Origin of the sequence: Bacillus sp. FJAT-27245 (assembly GCF_001273955.1) — a bacterium.
Taxonomy (GTDB): Bacteria; Bacillota; Bacilli; order Bacillales; family Cytobacillaceae; genus Bacillus_D.
On record NZ_LIGI01000001.1, the window covers coordinates 2,943,739 to 2,958,512 of the forward strand.

General features: G+C 48.1%; 13 protein-coding genes. 3 read left to right on the plus strand and 10 right to left on the minus strand.

The features are described from left to right. On the plus strand, positions 1–248 hold a 248-nt coding region (locus ADU24_RS23370; protein WP_197277513.1), incomplete at its 5' end, for a hypothetical protein. Positions 249–282: 34 nt separating this feature from the next. Here ADU24_RS23370 and ADU24_RS14430 read toward each other — a convergent pair. The 8 genes from ADU24_RS14430 to hemA all read right to left on the minus strand — a co-directional run bounded on the left by ADU24_RS14430 (position 283) and on the right by hemA (position 10,194). After that, positions 283–1,674 carry a M48 family metallopeptidase gene (locus ADU24_RS14430; RefSeq protein WP_053367295.1) on the minus strand — a complete coding sequence of 464 codons (1,392 nt, stop codon included), beginning with the start codon at positions 1,672–1,674 and terminating at the stop codon, positions 283–285. A gap of 437 nt (positions 1,675–2,111) precedes the next feature. Continuing rightward, complete coding sequence (gene hemL / locus ADU24_RS14435; RefSeq protein WP_053367296.1) at positions 2,112–3,398, minus strand: glutamate-1-semialdehyde 2,1-aminomutase; 1,287 nt, start codon at positions 3,396–3,398, stop codon at positions 2,112–2,114. Between the two features lie 147 nt (positions 3,399–3,545). Further along, positions 3,546–4,526: a porphobilinogen synthase gene (gene hemB / locus ADU24_RS14440; RefSeq protein WP_053367297.1), complete on the minus strand. Its 981-nt coding sequence runs from the start codon at positions 4,524–4,526 to the stop codon at positions 3,546–3,548. Positions 4,527–4,635: 109 nt separating this feature from the next. Beyond that, positions 4,636–5,430 (minus strand): uroporphyrinogen-III synthase, encoded by a 795-nt coding sequence (locus tag ADU24_RS14445; protein WP_053367298.1) that lies wholly within the window; start codon positions 5,428–5,430, stop codon positions 4,636–4,638. Next, positions 5,427–6,365, minus strand: a complete 939-nt coding sequence (hemC, locus tag ADU24_RS14450; protein WP_053368946.1) for a hydroxymethylbilane synthase — start codon at positions 6,363–6,365, stop codon at positions 5,427–5,429. Before hemC ends, ADU24_RS14445 begins: the two co-directional genes overlap by 4 nt. A 39-nt stretch (positions 6,366–6,404) precedes the next feature. Beyond that, complete coding sequence (gene iscB, locus ADU24_RS14455; protein WP_053367299.1) at positions 6,405–7,679, minus strand: RNA-guided endonuclease IscB; 1,275 nt, start codon at positions 7,677–7,679, stop codon at positions 6,405–6,407. 320 nt (positions 7,680–7,999) lie between these two features. Further along, complete coding sequence (locus tag ADU24_RS14460; protein ID WP_053367300.1) at positions 8,000–8,833, minus strand: cytochrome c biogenesis protein; 834 nt, start codon at positions 8,831–8,833, stop codon at positions 8,000–8,002. Between the two features lie 14 nt (positions 8,834–8,847). Further along, on the minus strand, positions 8,848–10,194 hold the full coding sequence (gene hemA, locus ADU24_RS14465; protein ID WP_053367301.1) for a glutamyl-tRNA reductase: 1,347 nt from the start codon (positions 10,192–10,194) through the stop codon (positions 8,848–8,850). Between the two features lie 411 nt (positions 10,195–10,605). Between hemA and ADU24_RS14470 the strand changes: the two genes are divergently transcribed. Together ADU24_RS14470 and ADU24_RS14475 are read left to right on the plus strand one after the other, a co-directional pair. Further along, a complete protein-coding gene (locus tag ADU24_RS14470) occupies positions 10,606–11,091 on the plus strand; it encodes a LiaI-LiaF-like domain-containing protein (RefSeq protein ID WP_053367302.1) in 486 nt (161 codons plus the stop codon). A 249-nt stretch (positions 11,092–11,340) separates the two neighbouring features. Further along, positions 11,341–11,568, plus strand: a complete 228-nt coding sequence (locus ADU24_RS14475) for a hypothetical protein (RefSeq protein ID WP_053367303.1) — start codon at positions 11,341–11,343, stop codon at positions 11,566–11,568. Positions 11,569–11,641: 73 nt separating this feature from the next. Here the strand turns inward: ADU24_RS14475 and yihA are convergent, their stop codons facing one another. Next, positions 11,642–12,226 carry a ribosome biogenesis GTP-binding protein YihA/YsxC gene (yihA, locus tag ADU24_RS14480; protein WP_053367304.1) on the minus strand — a complete coding sequence of 195 codons (585 nt, stop codon included), beginning with the start codon at positions 12,224–12,226 and terminating at the stop codon, positions 11,642–11,644. Next, positions 12,223–14,550: an endopeptidase La gene (lon, locus tag ADU24_RS14485; protein ID WP_053367305.1), complete on the minus strand. Its 2,328-nt coding sequence runs from the start codon at positions 14,548–14,550 to the stop codon at positions 12,223–12,225. Before lon ends, yihA begins: the two co-directional genes overlap by 4 nt. Positions 14,551–14,774: the final 224 nt, after the last annotated feature.

Consider the following 14,774-nt stretch of genomic DNA (forward strand, 5'->3'; position numbering starts at 1 on the left):
AGGGTTTATCAGCAAAAGAAGGGTTTATCAGCAAAAGAAGGGTTTATCAGCAAAAGAAGGGTTTATCAGCAAAAGAAGGGTTTATCAGCAAAAGATGGCTGTTTATCAGCAAACAAAGGCTGTTTATCAGTAAGAGCGAAGGGGGGTTATCAGTAAACGTAGGACGTTTATCAGTAAACGAAGGACGTCTATCGGTAATTGCAGCACCTATATCAGCAAACAAATTTGCCTGCTTACCATCCCCATAAAAAAACGCATGGAATCCCATGCGTTTCACACAAACTACGGTTTTAGTAAATTAGCAATTTCTTCGGAACCGGTATCTATTGCGTTCATATACGCGGTCATATTCGTGTAGTCCTTGATTGCCGGGTCAGCCCCATACTCAAGCAAGAGCTTCACCGTTTCCTCGTCCTCGCCCATTGCCGCGTACATGAGGGCGGTCATGCCTTCGCTGGAATCCTGATAATTCACGTCCGCACCTGCCGCCTTTAGCAGTCGAACCATATCGGGATTGCCCTTTTCCGCTGCCGTCATCAGCGGCGTCATTGAATAGCCGGTTTCATAGTTCGGGTCAGCCCCTTCATCAAGCAGGAGTTGGACCATCTCCGCATTCCCGGACTTAATCGCCCAATCAAGCGCCGTGTAGCTGTTGTAATCCTCGAATTCAAGGTCGGCGCCGCCCTTGGCAAGCTTCCTGGCCTCGTCGCGGTCTCCTGTTATAACTGCCTCGATGAGCGGCGATGTTTCTTCCACGTCCCAGTAATCCTCCTCCTCATCCGGGAAGAGATCCAGTGAAGCAAAGGCACCCAGGCTGGTCGCAACCGATGCAATAAATCCCCCGAATATAAGGACGATCACCATAGCATATCCAAAATTGCGAAACCCTCTTTTTTGGAATATAACGGAAGGTTCCCCTTCGCCAAAGAAAGTCTCGATTTCATGAATTCTCTTCGGCAGCGGCGGATGGGTTGACAGCACTTCGCTCAGCCAAACGAAAAAACCTTTTTCATGGTTGATTTGATTCATATATTCCTGCTGATTCACACGGTAAAACGTTTTTCTCCCAATCGCAAGCATCGCAAGGCTCGTTTTCGCAGCAGCCGGATTGCCACTATAATAAGCCGCATACCGGTCACATGTGTATTCGCAAGCGCGCAAATACATTTCGGCAAGCCCCGGAATCCACATTGACGGAAGGATAAACGCCATTTTCCCCAAATGGTTCCGCTTAATATGCGCCAATTCATGCGCAAGGACAAACGTCAACTCTTCCTCGCAGCCTTCCTCGATTAAATCAAAAATCTCCGAATAGACGACAACCATATTTTTTCGAAAAAAGCGCGTGGCAAACGCATTCAGGACGCCGCCCGACTGCATCACATACACATCCGGCACCTTTTTGAGCTCCATTTTCCCGCATAGCTCTTCCACTTTCGCATAAACATCCGGAAACTGCGCCGGCGTCAGCTTCACCGCATTCGTCCTAATTTGCCCCATCATAAGGCCATGTAGCAAAAACGAAAAAATAAGCAACCCTATTAGAATCGGCAGGGCAAGAAGTGACACCGCAAACATAACGTAAGAAATAATGCTAAAAAGCAAAACAATCCAAAAGTAAACTTTCTCTTTCCTGTAAATCAAATCCCTTGGTGCTGTTTCCTGGTGGTTCAACGAATTCTTTGTCCCCTTTAATGTCAGATAAAAGAAATTATAGGCGGTTTTTCAACGCTTGTCACTTGCCTCTTTTTGGTAAAAAGAGCACACGATTCCACTCGAACTACAGTTACCCCTTTAAAACTAGTATTACCAGGTTTAATGAAGACAGATTGGAAACCACTCACCCTTCGAAAATGTCTTCATCGGGGGTATGAAGACAATTTGAAAACCATTTACACCTCAAAACAGTCTTCATCGGGGTTATGATGACAATTTTGAAATCCTCTCTCCCCCGAAACTGTCTTCATCAAGGTTATGAAGACAATCTTTGAAAACCACTTCACCCATCTAGACTAAATTCCCCCCACTCCAGCCACCTATCTACCGCGCTATTCCAATTCCCCAAATAATAAAAMCCCCCGCCGGAAAAACACCCGGCGGGGGCAGCAGCATTATTTAAGCTTCGAAAACGCGGTTTCCGCAGCTTGAATTGTTTTTTCAATATCTTCATCGGTGTGGGCGGTCGACAGGAACAATCCCTCGAATTGGGATGGCGGTAAGAACACACCCTGGTCGGCCATTTCACGGTAGTATTGGGCGAAGAATTCAAGATTCGATGTCTTGGCCTTTTCATAGTTAATGACCTCTTCGTTTGTGAAGAAGATGCCGATCATTGAGCCTGCACGGTTAATCCGGTGCGGGATGCCGTGTTTTACAGCAGCTTCTGTCAGGCCTTTTTCAAGCATATCGGCTTTCCGGCGGAACTCAGCGTAATGTTCTGGCGTCAGCTGGCTTAATGTTTCATACCCGGCTGTCATCGCGAGCGGGTTCCCGGACAGTGTGCCTGCCTGGTAAATCGGTCCGCTTGGCGCGATTTGTTCCATGATTTCCGCGCGGCCGCCGTAAGCGCCAACAGGAAGGCCGCCGCCGATGACCTTGCCAAGGCAGGTTAAATCAGGCGTAACGCCGTAATATCCTTGCGCACAGTTATAATCAACGCGGAATCCGGTCATGACTTCATCGAAAATCAGCAAGGCGCCGTATTCGGAAGTAATTTCACGCAATCCTTCCAGGAATCCAGGAACAGGAGGGACAACGCCCATATTGCCTGCGACCGGCTCGACGATGACGCCGGCGATATCTTCGCCAAACTCCTTGAACGCATAGCGGACGCTTTCCATATCATTGTAAGGCACGGTAATCGTGTTTTTGGCAATGCCTTCCGGAACGCCAGGGCTGTCCGGCAAGCCGAGTGTCGCAACGCCAGAACCCGCTTTAATCAGCAGCGAATCGCCGTGGCCATGGTAGCAGCCTTCGAACTTAAGTATTTTATTCCTTCCTGTATAGCCTCGTGCCAGGCGGAGCGCACTCATTGTCGCTTCGGTGCCTGAGGATACCATCCGGATGACTTCAATCGATGGAACGCGATCAATCACAAGCTTCGCCAGTTCATTTTCCATCAAAGTAGGCGCGCCGAAGCTTGTGCCAAGCTCGGCAACCTTTTTAATCGCTTCAACGACACGGTCATTCGTGTGGCCGAGGATTAGCGGGCCCCATGAAAGGACGTAGTCAATGTACTCGTTGCCATCAATGTCGTAAATTTTCGCTCCCTTGCCGTGGGCCATGAAAATCGGGTCCATATTGACCGATTTAAAGGCGCGCACAGGGCTGTTTACCCCGCCGGGCATAAGCTTTTTTGCTTCTTTGAATGCTTCAATTGATTTATCGTAAGAGCGCATGGCTTTCCCTCTTTCTGTTTTAGGATAGGCTTAGGCCTTTTTAAACCGTACTTAAACACCCGCGGAAAAGTTACTCTCCGCCTTCTTCGTAACTCATCCATTAAACCAAATCGGGAGGGTTACTTTTATAAAAACCAGCCCCGCCGTTTACTTCTGCTCTTTAAGCCAGCGGGCGGCGTCTTTCGCGAAATAAGTGATGATCAAATCTGCGCCTGCACGCTTCATGCCTGTCAGCATTTCAAGGACGACCGCTTTCTCGTCGATCCAACCGTTTTGGGCGGCGCCTTTCACCATGGCATATTCTCCACTCACATTGTAAATGACGACCGGCAGATTGAAGTTATTTTTCACATCACGGACAATATCAAGGTACGGAAGGCCCGGCTTGACGATCAGGAAATCCGCTCCTTCAAGCACATCGGATTCCGCTTCCCGCATTGCCTCCATCCTGTTTGCAGGGTCCATCTGGTACGTCTTCCTGTCCCCGAACTGAGGCGTGCTGTCGGCAGCGTCGCGGAACGGGCCGTAGAATGCGGATGAATATTTAACGGCATAGCTCATGATCGGCACTTCCTCGAAACCAGCCTCATCAAGGCCGGCGCGGATAGCCGCGACAAAACCGTCCATCATGTTGGAAGGCGCGATGATATCAGCACCCGCTTTCGCCTGGCTGACCGCGGTCTGCACCAAAAGCTCAAGCGACGGGTCGTTTAGGACGCGGTTCCCTTCGACAACGCCGCAGTGTCCGTGGCTTGTATATTCGCAAAGGCATGTATCCGCGACAACAATCATCTCCGGGTGGCGTTCCTTGATGAACCGGGTCGCCACCTGGACGATTCCGTGGTCATGGTAAGCGCCGGAACCACATTCATCCTTCGTTGACGGAACGCCGAACAGGATGACTGACTTAATGCCAAGCGAGACGATGTCGTCGATTTCTTCTCCAAGCATGTCCATTGAAATCTGGAACACGCCCGGCATCGAAGGGACCTCATTCTTGATGTTTTTCCCTTCAATAATGAAAAGAGGGTAAATAAAATCCTCTACGTGAAGATGTGTTTCCCTTACCAAAGCCCTCATGTTCGCGCTTGTGCGCAGGCGGCGGTGACGTGAAAATTGAAAATCCATTCTGCTAACCTCCGGACATTTCTGGCAAAAGCCAAATTTCATATTACTCTTACTACACAGGTTCAAATTTCATTTTTCTCTTACTTTTCGAAACCAAACTTTTTCTCTATTACATTTTATCTCGTTTTTCGATGCTTTCCAAATAGGCGATGGTGCTGTTGACCATATCCTCCACCGTGTACTGGTCCGGGCTTGCATGAACCGGGATACCGAGCGACGTCAGCCGTTTTTCCGTAACCGGGCCGATGCACGCCACAACACAGCGGTTTGCGAGTTCCTTTAGCTCCGCCTCCCCCACTGCCTCGATGAAGTGGTCGACCGTTGACGGGCTCGTGAACATCAGGATATCAAGCGCCCTTTTTGAGAGCATTTCCTTTAGCTTCACTTTGCTCTCTTCCGGCAAGTACGTTTCATAGACGACAATTTCGTCCGCTATGTGCCCATGCTTCCTCAACATGTTTGCAATATGTTCCCTTGCCAGGTTTCCTTTCGGGATAAGAACCCTGCACCCCTTGTTAATATGTGCGATAAACTCATCGGCGAATACTTCTGCAACATATTTGCTCGGGATAAACTCCGTTTCGTACCCTCTTTCTTTTAAAAAAAAGGCCGTCCGATCCCCGATTGCTGCGATTCTAGGCAATTTTCCAAAGCTTCCTTGCTGGTAAAAGGACAGGAAGGTATCAACCGTCACATTGCTTGTGAATACAATCCAGTCATACGTCTCAATCTTCGCCAGCATCTGTTGCAAGGTTTCGTCCATCCCAATCGGCCGAAAGGAAAGAAGAGGGATTTCAACTGGAATCCCTCCATGCTTTTCAATGAGCCTTGAAAACGATTTGGCATGGCCCGCTCCCCTTGGTACAAGCACTTTTTTATTGCTAAGGGGCAGCGGCGGTTTCATTCACGGTCCAGCTCCTCTTTTACCCGGTCGATCAATTGTTTGGCGCCTCTTTCTATTAAAAGGTCGGCAGCCTTCTCGCCAAGAGCCTCCGGGTCCGTGCCTGTAACCGTATCCTTGTAAACTTCCTTACCGTCCGGCGAAGCGACCAACACATCCAGCGTGATGTCCCCAGCCTCTTCGACTGTTGCGAACCCAGCGATCGGAACCTGGCAGCCTCCCTCCATTTTTTTAAGGAAGGAACGCTCGGCCCTGACTGCGAGGGCGGTTTGTTCGCAGGTGAATTTTTCAAAAATAGCGAGCAATTCATGGTCATCCTCACGGCATTCAATCGCGAGCGCTCCCTGGCCGATAGCCGGGATGCACACATCCGCATCAATGAATTCAGTAACGACTTCTTTTTCCCAGCCAAGGCGGGAAAGACCTGCGGCGGCAAGGATGATCGCATCGTATTCGCCATTCTTTAGCTTTTCAAGGCGGGTATCGACGTTCCCACGAATCCACTTAATTTCAAGGTCCGGCCGCTCCATCAGAATCTGTGAGCTACGTCGCAGGCTGCTCGTACCGATGACCGCTCCTGCTGGAAGGTCGGCAAGCTTGACATGCCCTTTTGAAATAAGCGCGTCACGGTGATCCTCACGGAACGGAATGCAGCCGATTGTCAGGCCTTCTGGCAAAACAGCCGGCATATCCTTCATGCTATGGACGGCCATATCGATTTCCTTATCATACATCGCCTGTTCGATTTCTTTTACAAAGAGGCCTTTGCCGCCAACTTTTGATAGCGTCACATCAAGGATGCGGTCCCCTTTTGTCACAATTTCCTTCACTTCGAATTCAAAGGAAGGTCCGGCGATTTTCTTCAATTGCTCGATGACCCAATTCGTTTGTGTCAATGCCAATTTACTTCGTCTGGAGCCTACTATTATTTTTCTCATAAAAAGCCTGGTAACAAAAAGTGTAACAAACTGTAACACTTATCCTATAATGCTACCAGGATTCACCTCCTTCATAGAATTTGTAAACCAAAAAATTTTGCTGAAACGCCATATCAAGGATAGTCTTGAAAGACCATATCTTTTCAAGACCTTTCCATCAAGGGTTGTCATGTTACATTGATTTCTTTCTGGATATAAAGCCGTGATATAAGCAATATAGGATTCCCCGTTACGTTTTGTATACCTTACAAAATCCCGGTGATAAATACCGTTTGCCGATTTTATTTTCTTGTTTGACCTTTTTTTCATGGGTTTTATGACCCAATCTTTCATCTCACATTGTTCTTGATTTACCCTTAAATTACAAATTACAATGGAGTCATTTGCATGAGTCTTTTCAATACCCCAATCAATTCGCTTATTTGCTGTATCTCCACCGGTTGTAAGGTTTAATGGGGCTATTTCTTTCAAAGCTTTTTGCAGATAGGTTTTCCCTTGCATTACATGCATTGCATCCTTGAAGGAAATGCTTCTCCCTTTAATTTTTTGATAGAATCTTTGGCTGTGGAGCAACTCTTCCCCTGCTATTTTTTCATGGCAAGTTGAACAGAGTGTTATTAAATTATGAATGGAATCACTGCCGTTTAAACGCCTTGGTGTAATGTGGTGCACTTCCATTCTGGTGTTTGTTGCACCGCAATCCTGACACGTATTTTGGTCCCGAAGAATGGCTGCCTTTCTTATATTTTCATCGAGGCGATTGCTTTGTTGGTATTCCCATCGATATGGTTTATAGCCTGTTTCCAGCGCACGAATATCGAGTAAGACATCTTCTAAAAATATTTGATTGATACGCACCCATTTGGTTAGCTGCCTCACTACTCGCAAGATAGAATCTTTCTTCTGTCTGATGCTTAGAGGAATCCACCCTTCTTTTCTTGAAGAAGGACGATTATCAAACCGGGCTGGACGATACTTTTTGTGTTGTCTCCTGTATCGTCGATACCCGCGCCTTACCGCCAATTTTTCCTTTACATCTATTCGAAGTTCAATGGTTCCTTTGAATACAGGCTTATTTTCTTTCCCGCATTCTTGTACCAAAGCAATCCCAACTAACTTGGAACCATCGTCAATGCCTAGATGGATGGGTGTTGAATCAATCTCTTCCTCCGGCACTTCCCTTGCAAGTTGAATCACCATAGGAAATTTGCATTTCAAAATAGCTTTCTGTTTCCGAATTAAATACCATGCCCGTTTTTCTTTTGTTGGAGATAGCTTGCGGCCTTCCGCATCTAACACAAAACAGTGGGTCATTTCTGACCAGCCTCCATTACGGGTATTTTCCCCCTTGCCAAAGTCAATGGATAGGACATGCTATTTCGGTGTTTGGTTTCCAAACCCTAGGAAACGGTCTTCCTCATAGCTAACAGAGCAGCAGACTGGTGGACACATCCGCAGGTGTTTCTTTACCTGATTCCATTAACGTAGTTCATCATGCTATTTCCCTTTCAGGAAACTACACTCACTTAGGCTTGAGAGCACTGAACAGTCCCATCCAAAACGATTGGGTTTCATTTTAGTATGGTTTGATGTAATTTGTTATGGTTTTTCACTAACTGTTCCGAGCTCCTAGTCTATGAATACCAAAAGTGGAATGACGACAATTTTCCAAAAAGGAAGAAGTTAATCAAGACAATCAGGAACGAAGCGATGTTCCATAAAGCGAGCGATTTGCCGCCAATGCTTTTCGCAATCCGCAAATACAAATAAATGCTGTAGGTGGTCAATAGCAGGAAGGAGCCGATGACCTTCATATCGTACCAGGGCATTTCGGGCACTTTGATAAACGCCCACTGCAGGCCGAGGATCAGGCTTAACAAAAGCATCGGGACGCCAATGACGGCATGCAGATAGGAAAAATGCTCAAGCCGTGACAGGTCCGCAATCCGGACGAGCCTTGTCCCCCACTTTTTCCTTTTCAGCAAATCGTACTGGACCAAGTACAGCAATGAAAAAACGAATGACATTGAAAAAGCCCCGTACGAAAGAATCGCCATTGTAATATGGATGAGCAGGAGCTCCGAAATGAGCTGCTCGCCCATGACATGCGACTCGTACTGCATGGGGGCGAAAATATGGATCGCCATGACGATGAACCCAAGGATATTCGTAAAAAACACGATGAAATCCATCTTCAGCAGGCGGTTGATCGCGAGCGACAAGGTCACAAGCACCCATGCATAAAAATAAAGCCCTTCCAAAATCGTAAGAACCGGGAACCGACCCGTTTTTAACATATATAAAAATAAAAAAAGCGTCTGCAAAATCCATACAAATGCAAGTAACCAGAAGGCAGTGCGGTTCGCCTTCCGGTTATGGTGGATAAAATCAAAGAAATATAACAGCACGCTTAAGGCATAAACAATAACCGTCAATTCGTGCAGTCGCGTCATATGGATGTCAAACATAGACATAACCTCTCTTATGACTGAAAGGAAGCCTGCGGTGCATGAACCATTTCTTTATTGGTTTCGGCTGCTTTCGATTGTTGTTGCTCTTCGACAAGCTCTTTTATATCAAAGATTGTCATAAACAAATCCAGCGCCTCTTCGGCATCAGGGCGTGCTGCGAGCTCTTTGGCCTGGAGGATCGGATCTTTAAGCAGCTGATTAATTATGCTCTTTGTATGCTTGTTCAATACCTTTTTATCCCTATCGGAAAGGTTCGGCATCTTGCGTTCAATGCTGGTCATCGTTTCTGCCTGGATGGCAAGTGCCTTTTCCCTTAGTGCAGATATGACCGGGATGACGCCAAGCATGCCAAGCCACTGTTTGAAATCGACAATTTCCTTTTCAATCATCATCATGATGACGGCGGCCGCTTTTTTGCGCTCCTGCAGGTTCGCTTCCACAATGCCTTCCAGGTCGTCAATGTCATATAAAAAGACATTATTCAAATCGGCAATCCCCGGGTCAAGGTCGCGCGGCACCGCGATGTCAACCATGAACAGCGGCTTGCCCTTGCGCAGCTTTTCAACATGCTCCATCGTTTCCTTTGATATAACGAAATTATCCGAACCGGTCGAACTTATGACAATATCGGCTTCAACAAGCGAGCACTGCAGCTCCGATAGCAGTTTCGCCCTGCCTCCGAAACGGACCGCAAGCTGTTGGGCCTTTTCAAATGTCCGGTTAATGACGGTTACGCTGCCTACTCCATTTCCATGAAGGTTCTGGGCGGCAAGCTCACCCATTTTCCCGGCCCCGAAAATAAGGACATGCTTATCTTCAAGCGACCCGAATATTTTTTTCGCAAGTTCGACGGCCGCATAGCTGACAGAAACGGCGTTCGCACCGATATCGGTTTCAGCATGGCCACGTTTTGCAACTGTAATAGCTTGTTTAAAGAGATGGTTGAATACCGTCCCGGTCGTTTCTTCTTCCTGGGAAAGGAGGAAGCTTGAACGTACCTGGCCAAGTATCTGTGTTTCGCCAAGAATCATCGAGTTCAGGCCACAAGCGACATTGAACAGGTGTTCAACGGCCCCGTCCCCTTCATAAATGAACAGAAACGGCGAAAACTCGCTTTGTTCAAGCCCGAACCAGTCGGAAAGGAATTCCTTTATATAGTACCGGCCGGTGTGAAGCTGATCGACGACAGCATAAATCTCGGTGCGGTTGCACGTCGACAGAATGACGTTTTCAAGAATCGCCTTTTTTCCCTTCAATGTCCTTGTCGCCTTCGGAAGATCATCCTGTTTAAATGTAAGCCGCTCACGGATTTCAACTGGGGCGGTTTTATAATTGAGTCCTACCACTAAAATATGCATCTAGTTAATAACACCCCCAACGTAATCGCGTAACTAACTACTCAAATTATATCACGGGCTATTTCTCTGTTTGCCCGAAAAATGTGAACAGAAACCAAACTCTATGTTATCATTAAAAGCGATGGCGGCCGGTTAGCGCCGTATGGACTGGAGGGCTCCGAACGAGATAAAGGAAACACGATGAACATAGTGAATCGATGTTGACTTATCGTAAGGAGGAGACCGAAGTACACTAGGCGCTGGCCACCTGAGCTGGATATGATAAAAGCGATGGCGCCTTGGTCAGCCTTATTTTTTTCTATGGCGGAAAGGCCAGCCAACGCATTAAATTATTTTGTCCATCCTTATGTACATTAGCAAATAAACCGCCATATATCAAGAGAACCTTACTGGAAGCGGGGGGTACAATTAATGAAGAACCAACAATTATTCCCTGGAATTGTCCTGATCGGTTTCGGGGCTTATTTTTTTCTTGAGCAATCAGGTGTTTCTTTCCTTCAAAACTATTTCACCTGGCCGACGCTGCTCATTATCGTCGGGGTCGCCTTCCTGGGCCAGGGATATTTTACAAGGGACCATGACGCCATCCTTCCCGGAATTATACTGACAGGGTTCGGCCTCCATTTCCATGTAGCCGGCAAGGTGCCATTCTGGCCAGCCCATATCGGCTCATTCATCGCCATTATCGCAATTGGCTTCCTGCTCCGCTACCAGAAGACCGGGAATGGCCTGTTTCAGGGGCTCCTCTTTCTTTTGGTCACGATCCTTCTCCTGTTCACGGATAAGGTAGGCGCCTGGCTTGGGATTGTCCAGAGCAATATGTCGCTCGCCTGGAAGTTCTGGCCCGTTCTCCTCATCGCAATAGGCGCGTGGTTTGTATTCGGCAAGAGGAAATGACCGGACAATCTTGAATGTCTAATTAGACAGCAAAATAAAAAGTCGGACGTTTTAAAAAAAAATGCTCTGTTAAAGGACAGTGTTTAATTGTAGTTGCGTTGATTGGAGCGGAGGGCACCGACTCCTCGAAAACGCTAACGCGTTTCCTTCGTGCGTGGGCAAATTCAATGATGCCAATCAGTGTTCTGCGGGATGCAGCGGCAAGGTGGAGACCCCACAGGCGCCAGCGCCGAGGAGGCTCCACAAAAGATGCTCCTGCGCCATAGAATATTCGAGGAAGTGAATCTTCAGCTCGTCGCAAAGCTGCACGGAGCCAATTCACAGATGTTTCTCGAGAAGTTGATACAGGTAGCTGCTTCGCCCCGCGGAAAGCGTGTGCCTCGTGACAGGCAAAAAACCGCCTGTCCCTGCGATGATTATTCTCAGAAGCCTTCCTTTTTGGAGTGGAAATCAACAGCTAAGTTTAACTGGCCCTAATAAAAGGCCTGGCAAAAGGGTTGTTCTCCAATCCTTGCTGCCAGGCCTTTTCCTGTACTATTCTACAATCCAATCAGTCCATATATTCCTGGAAAAGCGCCCACATCTTGTCCCTTCCTTCCCCCGTATCCGAGGAAAACAGGACAATCGGGTCATCCTTCTCCACCTCAAGCGTCTCCCTTGTCACCTTCAAATGCTTCTGCCATTTTCCCCTCGGAATCTTATCAGCCTTCGTCGCGATAATGATGCAAGGGATGCCGTGGTGCTTCAGGAAATCGTACATCATCCTGTCATCCGAAGTAGGCGGATGGCGAAGGTCCGTAATCAGGACGACCGCCTTCAACTGCTCGCGCGTCGTGATATACGTCTCAATCATCTTTCCCCACGCCTCGCGCTCCTTCTTCGACACCTTCGCGTACCCATACCCAGGAACATCCACGAAAAACAGCTCTTCATTAATAAGGTAGAAATTCAGCGTCTGCGTCTTCCCCGGCTTCGACGACGTCCTCGCCAGACTCCTACGGTTCAGCATTTTATTAATAAACGACGACTTGCCGACATTCGAACGGCCGGCAAGCGCAAACTCCGGCAAAGCCGAATCAGGATACTGATCCGGCTTCACCGCACTAATCACAATCTCCGCACTTGTTACCTTCATACACTTCCCCCATCCGACAGCGCGTGCTTCAGCACCTCATCCACATGGGAAACAAGCACGAATTGCATTTCATTGCGCACACTCTCTGGAATATCATCAATATCTTTTTCGTTATCTTTTGGTAAAATCACTTTCGTGAGCCCCGCACGATGGGCGCTTAATGTCTTTTCCTTCAATCCGCCAATCGGCAGCACTCGGCCCCGCAACGTAATTTCGCCGGTCATTCCGACTTCGCGGCGGATCGGCCGCCCTGAAAGCGCCGAAACAAGAGCCGTAGCGATTGTAATCCCTGCAGACGGGCCATCTTTTGGTACAGCGCCCTCCGGCACGTGGATATGGATATCATGTTTTTCATGGAAGTCTGGCTCTATGCCTAGCTCTTCCGCCTTTGAGCGGATGTAGCTGAAAGCCGCTTGGGCCGACTCCTTCATGACATCGCCAAGCTTTCCGGTCAGGACAAGCTTTCCTTTCCCCGGAGAGATGGAAACTTCAATTTGCAATGTGTCTCCGCCAACGGTCGTATACGCCAGGCCGGTCGCGACACCAACCTGGTCCTCAAGCTCGGCCTGGCCATAGCGGAACTTCGGCTTGCCAAGGAATTCCTCAAGGTTCTTTTCGGTGACGACAACCTTCTTCTTCTCGCCGGCAACGATGATTTTCGCCGTTTTCCGGCAAATCGTCGCCATCTGGCGCTCTAGGCTTCGGACACCCGCTTCCCTCGTATAGTAGCGGACGGTTTTCAGAATCGCGTCTTCCCTGACCTGCAAGGTGCCTTTTGAAAGGCCGTTTTCCTTGATTTGTTTTGGAAGCAAATGATCCTTTGTAATATGGACCTTTTCGATTTCGGTATAGCCGGCAATCGTGATGATCTCCATCCGGTCACGAAGCGGCCCGGGAATGGTTGCCAGGTTGTTCGCCGTTGCGATGAACATCACTTTTGAAAGGTCATACGGTTCTTCAATATAATGGTCGCTGAAATTGTAATTCTGCTCCGGATCGAGCACCTCAAGCATCGCCGCAGAAGGATCCCCGCGGAAATCGCTCGACATCTTGTCAATTTCATCAAGGAGGAAAACAGGATTCGTTGTTCCCGCTTTTTTCATCCCCTGGATAATCCGGCCTGGCATCGCGCCGACATACGTTCTTCTGTGGCCGCGGATTTCCGATTCATCACGCACCCCGCCGAGCGAGACGCGGATGAAATTCCGGTTCAGTGACCGTGCAATCGACCTTGCCAAACTTGTTTTTCCGACACCCGGAGGGCCGGCAAGGCAAAGGATCGGACCTCTTAGGGAATTGGTCAGCTTTTGGACAGCGAGGTACTCCAGCACCCGCTCCTTGACCTTTTCCAGGCCGTAATGGTCCTCGTTCAGGATTTTTTCAGCCCGGTCGATATCCAGGTCATCGTCGGTTTTCTTCGTCCATGGCAGTGCCACAAGCCAATCGATATAATTGCGGATAACCGCGCTTTCCGCCGAGCTTGAAGGGACCTTTTCATAGCGGTCAAGTTCGCGGAATGCGGTAGCCCTGACATTTTCCGGCATGCCGGAAAGCTCGATTTTCTCCGTCAGTTCTGCGATTTCGCCTGTCTTGCCCTCTTTTTCTCCAAGTTCCTTTTGGATGGCTTTCATTTGCTCACGCAAATAGTATTCTTTCTGGGTCCGTTCCATCGACCGCTTCACACGCTGGCCGATTTTCTTTTCAAGGTTCAGGACTTCCTTTTCGTTGTGGATGATGTCGACGACCTTGGCCATCCGTTCCTTCACATCGATTGTTTCAAGAATCTCCTGTTTGTCCTTTAGTTTCAACGGCAGGTGGGAAGAAATGATATCCGCCATCCTGCCAGGCTCTTCAATGTCGGCGACAGAAGAGTATGTCTCCGCAGAGATTTTTTTCGACATCTTTATGTATTGCTCGAAATAATCCAGCATCGTCCTCATTAAAGCCTGGTCTTCAACATCCTTCGTTACCTTGTCCTCATACAGTTCGACGGCGACAGAAAAGTAATCATCCAAATCTTCGAATGACACTATTTTCGCACGGTTAAGACCTTCCACCAATACGCGGATCGTACCGTTAGGAAGCTTGAGCATCTGCTTGACCTTTGTCAGCGTCCCGATGGTATACAGGTCTTCCTCGGATGGCTCATCTATCGAAATATCCTTTTGGGTAGTTAAAAAAATCAGATGGTCATCAACCATCGCTTTTTCGAGTGCCTGAACGGATTTCTCCCGGCCTACATCCAAATGGAGAACCATCGTTGGATAGACCAGCAATCCCCGAAGCGGCAAAAGGGGGACGACTTTTTCATTCGTTTCCGCCATTACCCTTGCACCTCCAACATGCATTCAATTATCCTAAAGTTAGGATTTGTCTTTGTACAATTCTATCTTATTTGGGAAACCGTGTCTAATATATCGTTACTGCTCCCATTTGTAAAAAAGGGCCGCACACTTCTTAGTATTGTAATGGCCGCCTGGGAGTATGCCCCTTCTTTTCCGAAAAAAGAAACTTCGGCCCTGCAATGCAACCGAAGTTTCCGTTGTTG